Here is a 15,060-nt window from a genome sequence, read left to right as displayed (position 1 = left end):
AGTCAAGCTTCTACTAATTATTTGGTTAGATTATTAATCTCCAAAATAAATTTTATTTCTTGCCAAATATTTATTGGTATCTTCAATAAAAGAAAGTATCTCTTCTTTTCCAATCTTCTTTTCTGATGAAGATTTAAACATTTCAGGAAGATCATCCCAAGTTTTACGTAATTCTTGAGAATACTTTTTAAAATTAAAAGAAAACTCTTTTTGAGTGACTTTATCCAACTTGGTGAAAATTAATGAAAAAGGGATACCTGATTCTCCCAGCCAGTTGATAAAATCTATATCAATTTTAAGAGGTAAATGACGAGCGTCTATTAATACAAAAAGGTTTACTAAATTTTTTCTAGACAACACATATTTTTCAATCATCTTAGAAAATGCAGCCCTATTCGTTTTAGAAGCTTTCGCATAACCATATCCCGGCAAATCTGTTAAATACCAGTTGTCATTAATTAAAAAATGATTAATCAATTGAGTCTTTCCGGGAGTGGATGAAGTTTTGGCTAACCCTTTTTTATTGGTAAGCATATTAATTAAAGATGATTTACCTACGTTAGATCTGCCTATAAAGGCATATTCAGGCTTATTGCCTTCCGGACAATCTTCAATTAATTTACTGCTTTTTATAAATTCTGCTGAATATATATTCATGATTTGATTTTCTACAATTTCATCTCTTTCAGCCAATTAAAAAGAATTTCATTAAATTCAATCGGTTTTTCCATCATTGGCGAATGACCGCATTGATCTACCCAAAATAATTGAGAATTAGGAATTCCTTCATGAAATTCTTCTGCTACTTCCGGTGGAGTTACATTGTCTTGTTTTCCCCAAATCAGACATGTCGGTTGATGAATATTTTTTAACTCTTTAGATAAATTATGCTTGATGGCACTTCTTGCAATGTGAATTGTTTTTAAAACTTTGCTCCTGTCAGACAATGTTTCATATACTTCTTCAACTAATTCTTTAGTGGCAATCTTAGGATCATAAAAAACCTCTTCCGATTTCTTTTTTATATAATCATAGCTACCTCTTTTAGGATAGGATTCTCCAAAACTTCTCTCATACAATCCTGAACTACCGGTTAAAACCAAAGAATCAACATATTGAGGTTTTTTCAAAGAAATCATTAATCCTAAATGTCCGCCTAAAGAATTCCCCAAAATAATGGATGGCTCATCAACAACCTTTTGTAGAAAGCTAATCACATAATTAGTTAATCCCATTACGTTAGTCCTCAAAGTAGGAAGAGAATATAAAGGAAGTTCAATAGAATACACCTTGTAGCCATTTTTGGAAAAAAAATTAACCTGATCCGAAAAATTGCTTAAACTACCCATTAAACCATGCAATAATACTATTGGTTTGCCTTCTCCCTCTACCGTATATGCAAATTTTTTTTCTTTACGAAGATTAAAAATCATTAGTCAATCTTATTGCTGTGCAGATGCAAAAATACATCATTTATTACTAAATAAAAACATTATTTACTAATAACTTTCCTTCTTTATGTATTTAAATATCCTTTTTTTACCGAATTAATTAGCCCACAAAAGTTATCAACAAAAGTGGGTAAAAGTGGAGCAAAGTGGAAAATAATTTCTAATTTTGAAGACTAATATGGTAAATCTTATTGGAACATATGAATGTACCCTTGATTCAAAAGGAAGAATGTTGCTCCCTTCAGGTTTAAAGAAGCAAATGGATACCCTTTTGCAAGAAGGTTTTGTCCTAAAAAGATCCGTATTTCAACCCTGTTTAGAGCTTCACCCCATGTCTGAATGGAATCAGGTAATGGGCAAAATAAATAAATTAAACCGTTTTGTGAAAAAAAATAATGATTTTATCCGCCAATTTACAGCCGGTTTAAAAAATGTGGAAATAGATACCAGCGGACGTTTACAGATAAGTAAAGATTTGATACAATTTGCTAAGCTTGAAAAAAATATTGTAGTAGCAGCAGCTATTAATGTTATAGAAATATGGGATAAGAACCTTTATGAAGATTCTGTTAATGTAAATGATTTAGACTTTGCCAATTTAGCAGAGGAAGTAATGGGTAATATATCTGAAGATGAATTATCATAAGCCTGTATTATTACATCCAAGCGTAGATGCTTTAATTTCTAATCCCAAAGGTATTTACGTAGACTGCACTTTTGGCGGCGGAGGGCACTCTCGTTTAATTTTGGAAAAATTATCTCCTGAAGGAAAGCTGTTTGCTTTTGATCAAGATTATGATGCAATTGCCAACCTTATTCAAGATAGTCGCTTTACGTTCATTCAACAGAATTTTCGTTATTTGAAAAATTCGTTGCGATTTTATAAAGTAGACGCTGTTGATGGTATACTTGCCGATTTAGGGGTTTCATCCCATCAATTTGATATACCGTTAAGAGGTTTTTCCACTCGTTTTGACGGCCCATTAGACATGAGGATGAATAATAAACAACCCCTGAGTGCAAAAGATATTATTAACAACTATACAGAAGATCAATTAGCTGAAATTTTTTATTTATATGGAGAATTAAAACAATCCAGAAAAATTTCAAGAGAAATTATAGAAGCAAGAAAAGAAAAACATATAGAAACAACCTCAGATCTTAAAGTAATATTTGAAAAGAGCATTCCCTCTTTTAAACAAAATAAATTTTTCGCTCAATTATTTCAAGCACTTAGAATTGAAGTAAATGACGAATTAAACGCTTTGAAAGAGCTATTAACTCAAAGCTATGAAATGCTTAAGCCGGGGGGAACATTGGTGTTTATCTCCTACCATTCGCTTGAAGATCGATTGGTTAAAAAATTTTTAAAAACAGGATTATTTAAAGGAGAGCCAGAAAGAGATATTTACGGGAATTGGGAAAAACCTTTTGATATTCCTTATTCAAAAGCTATAATCCCGAATCAGGAAGAAATTTTAGATAACACAAGAGCACGTAGTGCAAAAATGCGAATAGCAACAAAACGGTAAAATGGCTAAAAGAAGAGCTAAAAATAAAAAAGGTAGAACTATTTTAGATATACTAAAAGGAAAATTTTTAGTAGAGGGAGATGCTTTTTCCGTTTGGAAGTTTATTTTATTTATGATGATTTTGTCTCTAATTTCAATTTCTTCTTCTCATATAGTTGACGAAAAAGTGGTTGAAATTTCAGAATTAAAAGAAAAATCAGAAGAATATAAAGCCCGATATGCTTTAATACATAATAAACTAATGAAATTGAAAGTAGAATCGGAATTAGAAGACATGGTTATCTCTGATTCACTTCATGCATTAGATAAACAACCTTATAAAATTTTGGTACCTAAAGTTAAAGATGAATAATGAGCGAAAAAAAATATTAGCACGTACCTACTTGGTTGCCGCACTTATTTTATTATTTGCGGTATCCGTGTTTGCTCGCCTTATTTATATTCAAACTCATGATACCGAAAAATATAAAAATCTCGCTCAAACCACCAATTTCCGAAATGTAGAGGTTGTAGCTGCAAGAGGTAATTTATATGCTTCGGACGGTATCTTACTTGCCACCACGATTACTAAGTATGATATATATATGGATATGAAAACTATCCGTAATGAATTGTATCAAAATAATATTGGAGCATTATGCGATTCTTTGCAAAAAATGTTTAAAAAGCCAAGCTTTTATTTTTATTCAAAATTAAACGAAGCAAGAAAAAAAGAAAATCAATACTTAAAACTAGCCAAAGGTCTTGATTACGAACAATTTGCCAGACTTAAAAATTTTCCAATCTTAAACAAAGGAAAAAACAAAGGAGGCTTTATAGTTGAAAGAAGAACCGAGAGAATAAAAACCATTTCAGGATTTGGAATCAGAACCTTAGGATTTGATGATGAAAGAGGAAAATCAGGGTTAGAAGGTGCATTTTCTTGTTATTTAAAAGGTAAAAACGGAAGAGAAATCCAACAAAGAATTAATCAAAAACAGTGGAAACCCATTAATATAGAGTTAGAACCTCAAGATGGAAATGATGTGTATACAACTATAGACATGAGGATTCAAGACATTGCTTATTCTGCTTTGCAAGAACAACTTGAAAAATCTGAAGCTGATCATGGTTGTGCTATAGTTATGGAAGTTGCCACCGGTAAAATTGTTGCCCTAACCAATCTTCAACGAACTAAAGACGGCGGATATGACGATTTACGAAATTTTGCTGTATGGGAGGCAGCAGAACCGGGATCAACATTTAAATCAATATCTATGTTGGCTCTTCTGGATGATGGATATGTAGAACCAAATACCACGGTTGATATTGGTCCCGGGTATTGGAAATATTACAAACATACCATTCGAGATGATCACGGAAGCGGTATTATCACTCTATCACAGGTTCTTTCTCAATCGAGCAATGTGGGAATTTCTAAAACGGTAGATAAATATTTTTCTAAAAATCCGCAAGATTTTTTAAATAAAATAAATTCATGGGGCATTAATAAAAAAACAGACATTGATATACCCGGAGAAAGCGCTCCTTACATACCTAAATACGGTAAAAAATGGAGTCCGGTTACCCTTGCTTGGATGTCATTCGGTTATGGCGTAAAACTTACTCCGCTGCAAATTCTTACTTTTTACAATGGAGTAGCTAACAATGGCAAATTAATGAAACCTCAACTTCTGTATAAAATTGAATCAAAAGGTATCGTTACTGAAAAATTTACGCCTATAGTAATAAATCAAAAAATGGCTTCCCAAAAAGCAATTAACGATTTAAAGAAAATGTTAACCTATGCCGTGGAAACAGGAACGTCAAAAAGTATTTATACGCCGAATTTATCAATGGCCGGTAAAACAGGAACTGCTCAGGTGGAATACTGGAATAAAGGAAAAGGCAGATTATATCAAGCCTCTTTCTGCGGATTTTTTCCAGCAGATCATCCTGAATATTCGTGTATAGTAGTTATTAACAAACCAAAAAAAGGATTTTATGGATCTCAGGTTGCCGCTCCTGTATTTAAAGAAATAGCAGGTAAAGTATATCTTAAAAAACCATTAAATCTTCCCAAAGAAGATAAATCTAAAGAGTCACAAAATATAAATGTATTATTAACTAAAAACCAAAAGCTAACTATTAGCCCTTCTACTGCATTGGTACCAAACGTAATTGGCTATTATGGAAAAGATGCTATCCCCGCTTTGGAAAACCTGGGATTAAAAGTAGTTTATTCAGGAAATGGAAAAGTCATTGAACAATCCATAATTGGCTATCCTATAAAAAAAGGTATGACTGTATATTTAAAATTAAGCGCATGAAAAAGCTTTCAGACCTATTATATAAAGTATCCATTGAAAAACTAATTGGTAATGTTGGTTCTTCAATTAAAAATATTTCTTTTGATTCAAGAAAAATTGAATCGGGATATATTTTCTTTGCCATAAAAGGATACGATTTAGACGGTCATAAATATATACCCCAAGCAATAACCCAAGGGGCGTCTGTTGTCGTATGCGAGGAACTTCCTGAAGAGTTATCAGATTACGTAACTTATGTTCAGGTTAAAAATTCAAGCATAGCTTTAGGTATAGTCGCTTCAAACTTTTATGACAATCCTTCCGAGAAATTGACACTTGCAGGGATTACAGGAACTAATGGTAAGACCACCACAACAACTTTACTTTATAATTTATTTACACAATTAGGTTTTCGTTGTGCTTTACTTTCAACAATTGAAAACAGAATTTCAGATAAAGTTTTAAATTCAAATCATACGACTCCTGATCCTATTACCATAAACCAATTACTAGCTCAAGCAGTAGACGAAGGTTGTCAATATGCATTCATGGAAGTCAGTTCCCACGGAATACATCAAAATAGGTTAGCAGGGTTAACTTTTAAAATTGGAGCTTTTACAAATATCACGCATGACCATTTGGATTATCACCAAACGTTTTCCAATTATATTGCTGCTAAAAAGAAATTTTTTGATGAATTACCAAAGACCGCGATTGCGATCACTAATATGGATGATAAAAATGGTCTTATAATGCTTCAAAATACGAACGCTAAAAAAGTAACCTACTCCTTAAAATCAAATTCAGAGTATAAGGGAAAAATTATTGAGAATAGATTAGACGGAATGTTGTTACAATTTAATAATCAAGAATTTTGGACAGTTTTAGCAGGAAAATTCAATGCATACAATGAACTTTTAGCTTATACTATTGCTTCTGAATTAGGCTTTGATTCTTTAGATATTGTAACGGCATTAAGTAAATTACAACGAGTGAAAGGACGATTTGAAACCTATGTGAGTGATGACAAAAAATACATTATTGTGGATTATGCCCATACTCCCGATGCGTTACAAAATATTTTGGAGGCCATCAATCAATCCCGTACCAGAAATGAAAAATTGATTACTGTTTTTGGTTGTGGAGGACATAGAGATAAGGAGAAAAGACCTAAAATGGGAAATATTGCCACTCGATTATCCGATTTAGCAATTATAACATCCGATAATCCCAGAGATGAAAATCCGGATGAAATAATACAAGAAATTGAAACAGGAATTGAACCTCAAAATACCAATAAATATTTATCCATAACTGATAGAAAACAAGCCATACGAACAGCCATTAAAATGGCAGCACCTAAAGATATAATCCTGATTGCAGGAAAAGGACATGAAAATTATCAAGAAATTAATGGAAAGCATTTTCCATTTGATGATATGAAAATAGCTAAAGAATTATTAAAAAACACATAAAAAGGATGCTTTACCACTTATTTGATTATTTAAATGTAAATTATTATATACCCGGAAGCGGTTTATATAGATATATTACATTCCGAGCCTTAGCAGCGGTATTTACATCTCTATTTATCTCTTTAATTATTGGTAAAAAAATTATCAATTTCCTTCGTAGAAAACAATTAGGTGAAACAGTAAGAGAGCTGGGACTTAGCGGACAAAAAGAAAAAGAAGGTACTCCGACTATGGGAGGAATTATTATCATCTTGGCAACGTTGATTCCGGTACTTTTATTTTGTAAATTAAACAACATCTATATTATTATATTAGTCATATCAACCATTTGGATGGGAATTATTGGCTTTTTAGACGATTTTTTAAAAATTCATAAAAAAAATAAAGTCGGATTAAAAGGTAAATTCAAAGTTTTAGGTCAGATAAGTCTCGGTATTTTTGTGGGAGTAGTTTTATATACAAATAAAGATATAGTAATCAAAGAAAAAATTGAAGGCTCACATAATATAGAATTCGCAAAAGATTTCTATCCCAGAGAAAAAACATTTAAAACTACTATTCCATTTTTTAAAAACAATCAATTTGATTACGGAAAGGTTCTCAAATGGATAGGAATGGATGAAAAAGAATCAGAAGATTTGGTATGGATCATTTTAATTCCGGTAGTTATAACTATTGTTACTGCAGTTTCTAACGGAGCCAACCTCACCGATGGGATTGACGGACTAGCAGCAGGAAGCTCAGCAATTATTGTTACCACATTAGCTTTATTTGCTTATGTATCCGGTAATATAATGATGGCAGATTACTTAAATCTGATGTATATTCCTAATTCGGGCGAAATAGTAATATTTTCGGCAGCCTTTGCCGGTGCTTTGATCGGCTTTTTATGGTATAACACGTATCCGGCTCAAATATTTATGGGAGATACGGGAAGTCTTACTATCGGAGGCGTTATCGCAGTTTTAGCTATAGTTTTAAGAAAAGAATTACTAATCCCTGTATTGTGCGGAATATTTTTAATTGAAAATCTTTCTGTAATACTCCAGGTAATTTATTTTAAATATACTAAGAAAAAATACGGAGAAGGAAAAAGAATATTTTTAATGTCTCCCCTTCATCACCATTTTCAAAAATTAGGATATCACGAAAGTAAAATAGTAACCCGTTTTTGGATTATTGGAATTATGCTGGCCATATTCTGTATCATAACCCTAAAAGTAAGATAAAAAGAAATGAAAAGGTTAGTTATATTAGGAGGTGGAGAAAGTGGCGTAGGTGCAGCCATATTAGGAAAAAAAGTCGGATTTGACGTTTTTCTTTCCGATATGGGTTCTATAAAAGAAGAATATAAAGCAATTTTATCTGAAAAGGGAATTCCATTTGAAGAAAAACAACATACAGAGGCATTAATACTCAATGCTGATTGGATCATAAAAAGCCCGGGGATACCTAAAAAATCACCCATAATTCAAAAAATTAATGAAAGACAAATTCTTATTTCATCAGAAATTGAATTTGCCTCGCAATATACCGATGCTACACTTATTGCAATTACCGGTTCAAATGGTAAAACAACCACTACCTCATTAACCTACCATATGTTTAAAAAAGCAGGTTATTCAGTTGGATTGGCAGGAAATATCGGTAAAAGCTTTGCTTGGCAGGTAGCTGAAGAAAATTTTGATTATTATATACTTGAAATTAGTAGTTTTCAGTTAGATGACATTCAAAACTTCAAACCTCATATAGCTATGGTCTTGAATTTAAGTCCTGACCATCTCGATCGATATGAATACACCTATCAAAAATATATCGATGCAAAATTTACAATAACTAAAAATCAAGATATTAAGGATTATTTTATATATAATGAGGATGATCCAATGACTACTAATTGGTTTCAAAATCACAATACTAAAGCGCAAAAGCTTCCTTTTTCTTTACATAAGAAAATAGAAAACGGAGCTTTCAGCGATCATGAAAATATAAACTTCCACATTAACTCAGACACTTTTAAAATGAAAATCAACGAATTAGCACTTACAGGAAAACACAATATTGCCAATTCCATGGCAGCAGGAATTGCAGGAAAACTATCTAAAATTAAAAATGATTTCATAAAACAAAGTTTAATGGATTTTGAAGCGGTAGAACACCGTTTGGAATTTGTTTTAAAAATTAATGGAATTAATTTTATTAACGACAGTAAGGCGACCAATGTAAATTCTGTTTATTATGCTTTAGAAAGTATGAAAACTCCGGTGATCTGGATTGTGGGAGGAACTGACAAAGGAAATGACTACAGTGAACTGATCCCATTTGTTCAAAGAAAAGTCAAAGCCATAGTTTGCTTAGGTGTTGATAATAAAAAGATAATTGATACTTTTCAGGATATAGTTTCAAACATTGTTGAAACTAAATGTATGAAAGATGCCGTAAATGCAGCCTATAGTTTAGGCTCAAAAGGAGATTCTGTACTTCTTTCACCTGCATGTGCAAGTTTCGATTTATTTAAAAATTATGAAGATCGAGGAAATCAGTTTAAGGAGGAAGTTAGAAAACTTTAATAAATGAGAAAATTAAAACAATACTTTAAGGGAGACATAACTCTTTGGGCAGCGATATTACTGATTTCGTTAGCTTCCTTCTTACCCGTATATTCTGCCAGTTCGAATTTGCAATATGTAGTCGGACAAGGATCTGTTTTGGGACATTTTGCCAAACATGCCGGGTTTATCATAGTCGGAATAGGTATTGTTTTTATTTTTCAAAAAATTGATTATAAATATTTTGGCGGATTTTCCAAATTATTATTACCGGTAGTTATTTTTTTATTGATACTTACTTTAATGCAAGGAAAAAGTATTGATGGAGCAAATGCTTCCCGTTGGTTGAAACTTCCGGGGGTTCCATTTGCCTTTCAAACCTCTGTTTTTGCGGCATTAGTATTAAATATATATGTTGCCCGATATCTTGATAGAAATAAAGATAAAGAAATAACTTTCAATAATAGTTTTGTACCTATTTTACTACCTATTTTTATGGTAGTCGGACTTATATTTCCTGCAAACGGATCAACGGGAATTTTAATTTTTTTGATGGTTTTAGCTTTATTGTTTATCGGGGGATATCCTATCAAAATATTACTTTCAATTATCGGGGTTGGTATAATTGTGGCTATTCTTTTTATAACAATCGTGTTGGAATATCCGGATATGTTTCCCGGCCACAGGGTTCATACTTGGAAGAGCAGAATTGAAAACTTTGCAGGAGAAGATGGAGAAGAAAGTTACCAGGTACAACAAGCTAAAGCAGCTATAGTTCAGGGCGGTATTATACCCAGAGGACCGGGAAAAAGCGCTTTTAAGCAATCTTTACCTCAATCTTCTTCGGATTTTATATTTGCTATTATAGTAGAGGAATACGGTTATGCAGGTGTGTTTTTATGTTTTTTCCTTTATTTACTTATACTTTGGAGAATCATTGTTATAGCCACTAAGGTGGAAAATATATTCGGTACTTTATTAGTGGTGGGTATTGGTCTACCGGTTATATTTCAGGCATTTTCCAACATGGCTGTAGCCGTTAATTTAATTCCGGTTACCGGACAGCCTCTACCCATATTAAGTTACGGAGGAACATCCATGTGGGTAACTTATATGGCTTTAGGGATTATTATTAGTGTAAGTCGTGATATTGTTTCAAATGAAAACACAGTTAAAGAAAATAATAAAGGAGATATAAATTATGAGATCGCCTAGATTTATAATAAGCGGAGGTGGAACCGGTGGACATATTTTTCCTGCAATTGCCATTGCAGATGAAATAAAACATCGTATTCCTAATGCAGAATTTCTGTTTATTGGTTCGGAAAATAAAATGGAAATGGAAAAAGTACCTCAAGCCGGTTATGCTATTGAAGGATTATGGATCTCAGGAATTTCACGATCGTCCATGCTGTCTAACTTTAAATTTCCTTTTAAGGTTATTTCGAGCCTAATAAAATCACGGAAAATTATTAAATCTTTCCAACCGAATGCGGCAATAGGTACCGGCGGATATGCATCCGGGCCTGCTTTATATGTTGCGGCTCAAGCAAACATTCCCACTTTTATACAAGAACAAAATTCGTTTCCCGGTATTACCAATAGAAAACTTGGAACTAAAGCCAAAGGAATTTTTGTTGCTTATGAAGGCATGGAAAACTATTTCCCAAAAGATAACTTATATGTTACGGGAAATCCTGTTAGGAAATCTTTATTTGGAACTATAACTCAAGAACAAGCAAAAAAAGAATTAGGACTCGATCCATCGAAATTGGCAATTTTATCTATAGGAGGGTCTTTAGGTTCGAGAACTATCAATAATTTTTGGAAGGAAAATTCCAAGATAATTGCTGATACCAATATTCAAATCATATGGCAAACCGGAAAATTGGATTATTCTGATATTAAAGTTAATAACAACTTAAAACACAACAATATATTTATTTTTGAGTTTATAAAAGATATGTCCGTTGCTTACGCTGCCGCTGATATCATTATATCTAGAGCCGGAGCAATAGCCATTTCGGAATTAACCTTAGCCGGAAAGCCAACAATACTTATACCTTTCCCCTTTGCTGCAGAAGATCATCAAACTAAAAATGCCCGGCAATTAGTTAACGCAAACGCTGCAAAAATGGTAAAGGATTCAGAGGTTTCTCAAAAATTATTAAGCGAGATACAAAATCTTTGTAACGATAAAAAAGAAAGAGAACTATTGTCTGAAAATATTGTTAAATTGGCTAAGCCCAATGCAACTGAAGAAATTGTAACTCATATATTAAATGAATTGAAAATTTACTAGTCTATGAAAGATATTCATACATATAAAAATTATTACTTTATAGGAATTGGAGGAATAGGAATGAGTGCTTTGGCTCGTTATTTCAAATTTTCCAATGCAACAGTGTATGGATATGATAAGACTCCTACTAAACTGACTCATAACCTGGAAAAGGAAAATATATCTATTATTTATGAGGATACGATATCATTACTTCCGAAAAATATTTCCAAAGAGGATACGGTAGTGATTTATACACCAGCTATACCTGAAAATTTAAAAATTAAACACTATTTTATTGAAAAAGGATTTACACTTTTCAAACGATCCCAAGTTTTAGGTGAAATCACTAAAAGTACTCTGTGTTTAGCTATTGCAGGAACTCATGGAAAGACGACAACTTCAACCTTATTAGGACATATTTGTAAGTATGCAAATTTACCTGCTACTGCTTTTTTAGGCGGTATTTCTGCCAATTATAATTCTAACTTCATTTACAATGGGGCCAAGATTTCCATTGTTGAAGCTGATGAATTTGATCGGTCCTTCTTATCCCTTTCTCCAAACATGGCAGCTATAACATCTACAGATTCTGATCACTTGGATATTTATGGAAATCATGAAAATATAATTGAATCTTTTAATCAATTTGCGAACTTAATTCCCGAAAACGGATTTTTAATAGTTAAAAAAGGGTTACCCATCAATGCAAAGCATCTTACTTATTCAGCTAATGAAAAGGCTGATTATTATGCTGAAAATATACAGATAATCAATGGGCAATTCCATTTTGATTTAGTAGCGCCTCACCAAATTATAAAAGATTTTATTGTACCCATACCCGGAAAACACAATGTTGAAAATGCAATAGCCGCTTTAGCAATCAGCTTACAACTGGGTATTGAAGCCGATATACTACGTAAGGCTTTAGTTGATTTTAAAGGGGTTTTACGAAGATTTAATAAACATGTATTTGAAAATAATAAAATTTACATCGATGATTATGCCCATCATCCAACTGAAATCAATGCTGTAATCGATACAATTAGAAATTTGTATCCTACCAAAAAATTACTGACAGTATTTCAGCCTCACTTATATTCAAGGACTGCTGACTTTGCAGAGGATTTTGCTAAAAGTCTCAGCAAAACAGATACGCTTATTTTATTGGACATCTACCCGGCCAGAGAAACTCCTATCGAGGGAATAACTTCGGAATGGTTGGCGGATAAAATACAACTTGATGACAAGGAAATATGCTCGATTGATAATGTTTTAAAAAGTATTAAGACAAAAGATTTTGATGTGCTCTTAACTATAGGAGCCGGTAATATTGATACCTTATATGATCCCATTATAAATTGGCTTAATGAAATTAAAATATAGATTAATTAAAATTTTTTTATTACTAATAGTACTAGGATTTTTGATGAACTTTGCAGTTCGAAGACATAATGATAAAAGTATAGATAACGTAAGTATTCTAATTGATAATTCTGATTATATACATTTTATTACCAATGCCATGGTTTATGACATTGTCAACCGATCATCAAAAAATGAAAAGAAAGCAAGTAAAATAAAAGATATAGATATTTCAAAAACCGAAGAAAATTTGGATACCATACCGTTTATTTCAAACAGTAATGTTTATATAGACTTAAATGGTTCCCTAAATATACATGTGAGTCAAAAAATTCCAATTGTTCGAATTAAGACTCCTAATGATGAATTTTATTTGGATCAATACGGTACGAAATTTCCTTTGTCCCAAAACTTTTCATTGCCTTGTTTACTTGTAAGTGGTGATATTAAAGCAGAGGAATATAAAAAATTAGTGAAATTATCTCAATTAATAAGTGAAGACAAGATATTAAAAAATCACATTATAAGCATTGATAAAGACAAAAAAAATAGTTATAATTTACTTTTAAATGTAGCCGGAGTATATATAGAATATGGTGATCTTAAAAACAATCATCAGAAACTTACAAATCTAAAAGAATTTTACAAACAATATCTAGATTATGTAGGTTTTGGCGTTTATAAGAAAATAAGTTTAAAATATGACAATCAAATAGTTGCAACAAAGAGATAAATATGGACAACAACAACAATATTGCAGTAGGTTTGGATATAGGCACAACAAAGATTGTTGCTATAGTTGGGCAAAGGAATGAACATGGAAAATTGGTTATTCTGGGAATGGGAAGAGCTAAAAGTTTAGGCGTTCATCGGGGTGTAGTAAATAATATTACTCAGACTATTGATTCAATAAAAAAAGCAATTTCTGAGGCTGAAAAAGCAGCAAATTACAAAATTACCGATGTTACTGTTGGAATTGCAGGACAACATATTAGAAGTCTTCAACACAGCGATTATATTTCCAGACCTAACTTTGAAGATGTTATTGACGATACGGATATTGAAAAGTTAAAAGAACAAGTACATAAACTAGTCATGCTTCCGGGAGAAGAAATTATACATGTTCTTCCTCAAGAATACAAGGTTGATTCTCAATCTGAAATTATTGAACCGAGAGGTTTCCACGGTAGCAGATTGGAAGCTAATTTTCATGTTGTAGTTGGTCAAATTTCTTTAATTAGAAATATTGCCAGATGTGTTAAAGAAGCAGGGTTAAATTTAGTAGGTATAACATTGGAACCCCTTGCCTCTTCGGATGCGGTTTTGAGTCAAGAAGAAAAAGAAGCCGGAGTTGCTTTGATCGATGTAGGAGGAGGTACAACCGATATTGCCGTTTTTAAAGATAATATTATTCGTCATACAGCGGTAATACCTTTCGGTGGAAATGTGATTACTGATGATATCAAATCAGGTTGTTCAATTATTGAAAGACAAGCAGAGATTTTAAAAGTTAAATATGGTTCTGCCTGGCCTTCTGAAAATAAAGAGATTGAAGTCATCAGTATACCCGGATTACACGGAAGAGAACCCAAAGAAATTACCGTTAAGAAATTATCTCAAATTATACATGCAAGGGTTGAAGAAATTATTTCCTTAGCTTATTTAGAGTTAAAAAATTACGGATGTGAGGAGCAAAAGAAAAAATTGATTGCCGGAATCGTAATGACGGGAGGTGGTTCTAAGTTAAAGCACTTAAGGCAATTAACAGAATATACCACAGGTATGGATGTTCGCATTGGTTATTGTAATGAACATTTAGCCGGAGGACAGCCTGAAGAATTAGCCAGTCCTGAATATGCTACTGCCATAGGATTATTAATGACAGGGCTCAATAATCTTGAACTAAAGAAAAATAAAATTCAACAGGAAACTAAAAATATAAAGAAACCTGAAGTTTCTTCAGATATTCCGACTGAAAATTCTAATACAACTACCCTAAATATTGAGCAAAAAACTTTGAAAGAAGAAAAGAAGAAAAGTAAAGAAAAGAAAAAATCTATATTCGCTTCTTTTCAAGAAAAATTTATTAAATATATTAACGATACAGAATAAACAGATA

Annotated in this window: 14 protein-coding genes; 12 read left to right on the top strand and 2 right to left on the bottom strand. The window is 32.3% G+C overall.

What is annotated here, in order from left to right; translation table 11 throughout:
* Window positions 1-33: 33 nt before the first annotated feature.
* A complete protein-coding gene (yihA, locus tag G8C43_RS08040; RefSeq protein WP_105297189.1) occupies window positions 34-657 on the bottom strand; it encodes a ribosome biogenesis GTP-binding protein YihA/YsxC in 624 nt (207 codons plus the stop codon).
* 11 nt (window positions 658-668) lie between these two features.
* Complete coding sequence (locus tag G8C43_RS08035) at window positions 669-1,433, bottom strand: alpha/beta fold hydrolase (RefSeq protein WP_105297106.1); 765 nt, start codon at window positions 1,431-1,433, stop codon at window positions 669-671.
* 196 nt (window positions 1,434-1,629) lie between these two features.
* On the opposite strand from G8C43_RS08035, the gene mraZ reads away from it, so the two are divergent.
* From mraZ to ftsA, 12 genes are read left to right on the top strand one after another with little or no spacing between them, the layout of a single operon-like run.
* Window positions 1,630-2,097, top strand: a complete 468-nt coding sequence (gene mraZ, locus G8C43_RS08030) for a division/cell wall cluster transcriptional repressor MraZ (RefSeq protein WP_105297105.1) — start codon at window positions 1,630-1,632, stop codon at window positions 2,095-2,097.
* Window positions 2,084-2,983, top strand: a complete 900-nt coding sequence (gene rsmH, locus G8C43_RS08025) for a 16S rRNA (cytosine(1402)-N(4))-methyltransferase RsmH (RefSeq protein WP_166005307.1) — start codon at window positions 2,084-2,086, stop codon at window positions 2,981-2,983. Before mraZ ends, rsmH begins: the two co-directional genes overlap by 14 nt.
* 1 nt (window position 2,984) lies before the next feature.
* Window positions 2,985-3,335: an FtsL-like putative cell division protein gene (locus G8C43_RS08020; protein ID WP_160557529.1), complete on the top strand. Its 351-nt coding sequence runs from the start codon at window positions 2,985-2,987 to the stop codon at window positions 3,333-3,335.
* On the top strand, window positions 3,328-5,292 hold the full coding sequence (locus G8C43_RS08015; protein WP_160542439.1) for a penicillin-binding protein: 1,965 nt from the start codon (window positions 3,328-3,330) through the stop codon (window positions 5,290-5,292). The genes G8C43_RS08020 and G8C43_RS08015 overlap by 8 nt, the downstream gene beginning before the upstream one ends.
* Window positions 5,289-6,746 carry a UDP-N-acetylmuramoyl-L-alanyl-D-glutamate--2,6-diaminopimelate ligase gene (locus tag G8C43_RS08010; protein ID WP_160568093.1) on the top strand — a complete coding sequence of 486 codons (1,458 nt, stop codon included), beginning with the start codon at window positions 5,289-5,291 and terminating at the stop codon, window positions 6,744-6,746. The genes G8C43_RS08015 and G8C43_RS08010 overlap by 4 nt, the downstream gene beginning before the upstream one ends.
* Before the next feature lie 5 nt (window positions 6,747-6,751).
* Window positions 6,752-7,975 carry a phospho-N-acetylmuramoyl-pentapeptide-transferase gene (gene mraY, locus G8C43_RS08005; protein WP_105297100.1) on the top strand — a complete coding sequence of 408 codons (1,224 nt, stop codon included), beginning with the start codon at window positions 6,752-6,754 and terminating at the stop codon, window positions 7,973-7,975.
* Between the two features lie 6 nt (window positions 7,976-7,981).
* Complete coding sequence (murD, locus tag G8C43_RS08000) at window positions 7,982-9,316, top strand: UDP-N-acetylmuramoyl-L-alanine--D-glutamate ligase (protein ID WP_166005305.1); 1,335 nt, start codon at window positions 7,982-7,984, stop codon at window positions 9,314-9,316.
* A gap of 3 nt (window positions 9,317-9,319) precedes the next feature.
* Window positions 9,320-10,510: an FtsW/RodA/SpoVE family cell cycle protein gene (locus G8C43_RS07995; protein ID WP_160568100.1), complete on the top strand. Its 1,191-nt coding sequence runs from the start codon at window positions 9,320-9,322 to the stop codon at window positions 10,508-10,510.
* Complete coding sequence (gene murG / locus G8C43_RS07990) at window positions 10,497-11,597, top strand: undecaprenyldiphospho-muramoylpentapeptide beta-N-acetylglucosaminyltransferase (protein ID WP_166005303.1); 1,101 nt, start codon at window positions 10,497-10,499, stop codon at window positions 11,595-11,597. Before G8C43_RS07995 ends, murG begins: the two co-directional genes overlap by 14 nt.
* Window positions 11,598-11,600: 3 nt before the next feature.
* The gene (murC, locus tag G8C43_RS07985; RefSeq protein WP_166005301.1) at window positions 11,601-12,962 is read left to right on the top strand and encodes a UDP-N-acetylmuramate--L-alanine ligase; all 1,362 of its coding nucleotides are present in this window, start codon (window positions 11,601-11,603) and stop codon (window positions 12,960-12,962) included.
* A 43-nt stretch (window positions 12,963-13,005) separates the two neighbouring features.
* The gene (locus tag G8C43_RS07980) at window positions 13,006-13,674 is read left to right on the top strand and encodes a cell division protein FtsQ/DivIB (protein WP_166005299.1); all 669 of its coding nucleotides are present in this window, start codon (window positions 13,006-13,008) and stop codon (window positions 13,672-13,674) included.
* A 2-nt stretch (window positions 13,675-13,676) separates the two neighbouring features.
* Complete coding sequence (ftsA, locus tag G8C43_RS07975) at window positions 13,677-15,053, top strand: cell division protein FtsA (protein WP_160557536.1); 1,377 nt, start codon at window positions 13,677-13,679, stop codon at window positions 15,051-15,053.
* Window positions 15,054-15,060 lie beyond the last annotated feature (7 nt).

Source organism: Apibacter sp. B2966, from assembly GCF_011082485.1.
Classification (GTDB): domain Bacteria; phylum Bacteroidota; class Bacteroidia; order Flavobacteriales; family Weeksellaceae; genus Apibacter.
The sequence above is the reverse complement of the archived record's forward strand: the minus strand, read 5'-3'. Positions and strand labels throughout refer to the sequence as shown.

Excerpts from the sequence above, each read along its gene's own strand:
- G8C43_RS07995 (WP_160568100.1), top strand. The coding sequence starts at position 9,320 with ATGAGAAAATTAAAACAATACTTTAAGGGAGACATAACTCTTTGGGCA.
- yihA (WP_105297189.1), bottom strand. The coding sequence starts at position 657 with ATGAATATATATTCAGCAGAATTTATAAAAAGCAGTAAATTAATTGAA.
- G8C43_RS08035 (WP_105297106.1), bottom strand. The coding sequence starts at position 1,433 with ATGATTTTTAATCTTCGTAAAGAAAAAAAATTTGCATATACGGTAGAG.
- G8C43_RS07980 (WP_166005299.1), top strand. The coding sequence starts at position 13,006 with ATGAACTTTGCAGTTCGAAGACATAATGATAAAAGTATAGATAACGTA.
- mraZ (WP_105297105.1), top strand. The coding sequence starts at position 1,630 with ATGGTAAATCTTATTGGAACATATGAATGTACCCTTGATTCAAAAGGA.
- mraY (WP_105297100.1), top strand. The coding sequence starts at position 6,752 with ATGCTTTACCACTTATTTGATTATTTAAATGTAAATTATTATATACCC.
- ftsA (WP_160557536.1), top strand. The coding sequence starts at position 13,677 with ATGGACAACAACAACAATATTGCAGTAGGTTTGGATATAGGCACAACA.
- rsmH (WP_166005307.1), top strand. The coding sequence starts at position 2,084 with ATGAATTATCATAAGCCTGTATTATTACATCCAAGCGTAGATGCTTTA.
- G8C43_RS08010 (WP_160568093.1), top strand. The coding sequence starts at position 5,289 with ATGAAAAAGCTTTCAGACCTATTATATAAAGTATCCATTGAAAAACTA.
- G8C43_RS08015 (WP_160542439.1), top strand. The coding sequence starts at position 3,328 with ATGAATAATGAGCGAAAAAAAATATTAGCACGTACCTACTTGGTTGCC.
- murG (WP_166005303.1), top strand. The coding sequence starts at position 10,497 with ATGAGATCGCCTAGATTTATAATAAGCGGAGGTGGAACCGGTGGACAT.
- G8C43_RS08020 (WP_160557529.1), top strand. The coding sequence starts at position 2,985 with ATGGCTAAAAGAAGAGCTAAAAATAAAAAAGGTAGAACTATTTTAGAT.
- murD (WP_166005305.1), top strand. The coding sequence starts at position 7,982 with ATGAAAAGGTTAGTTATATTAGGAGGTGGAGAAAGTGGCGTAGGTGCA.
- murC (WP_166005301.1), top strand. The coding sequence starts at position 11,601 with ATGAAAGATATTCATACATATAAAAATTATTACTTTATAGGAATTGGA.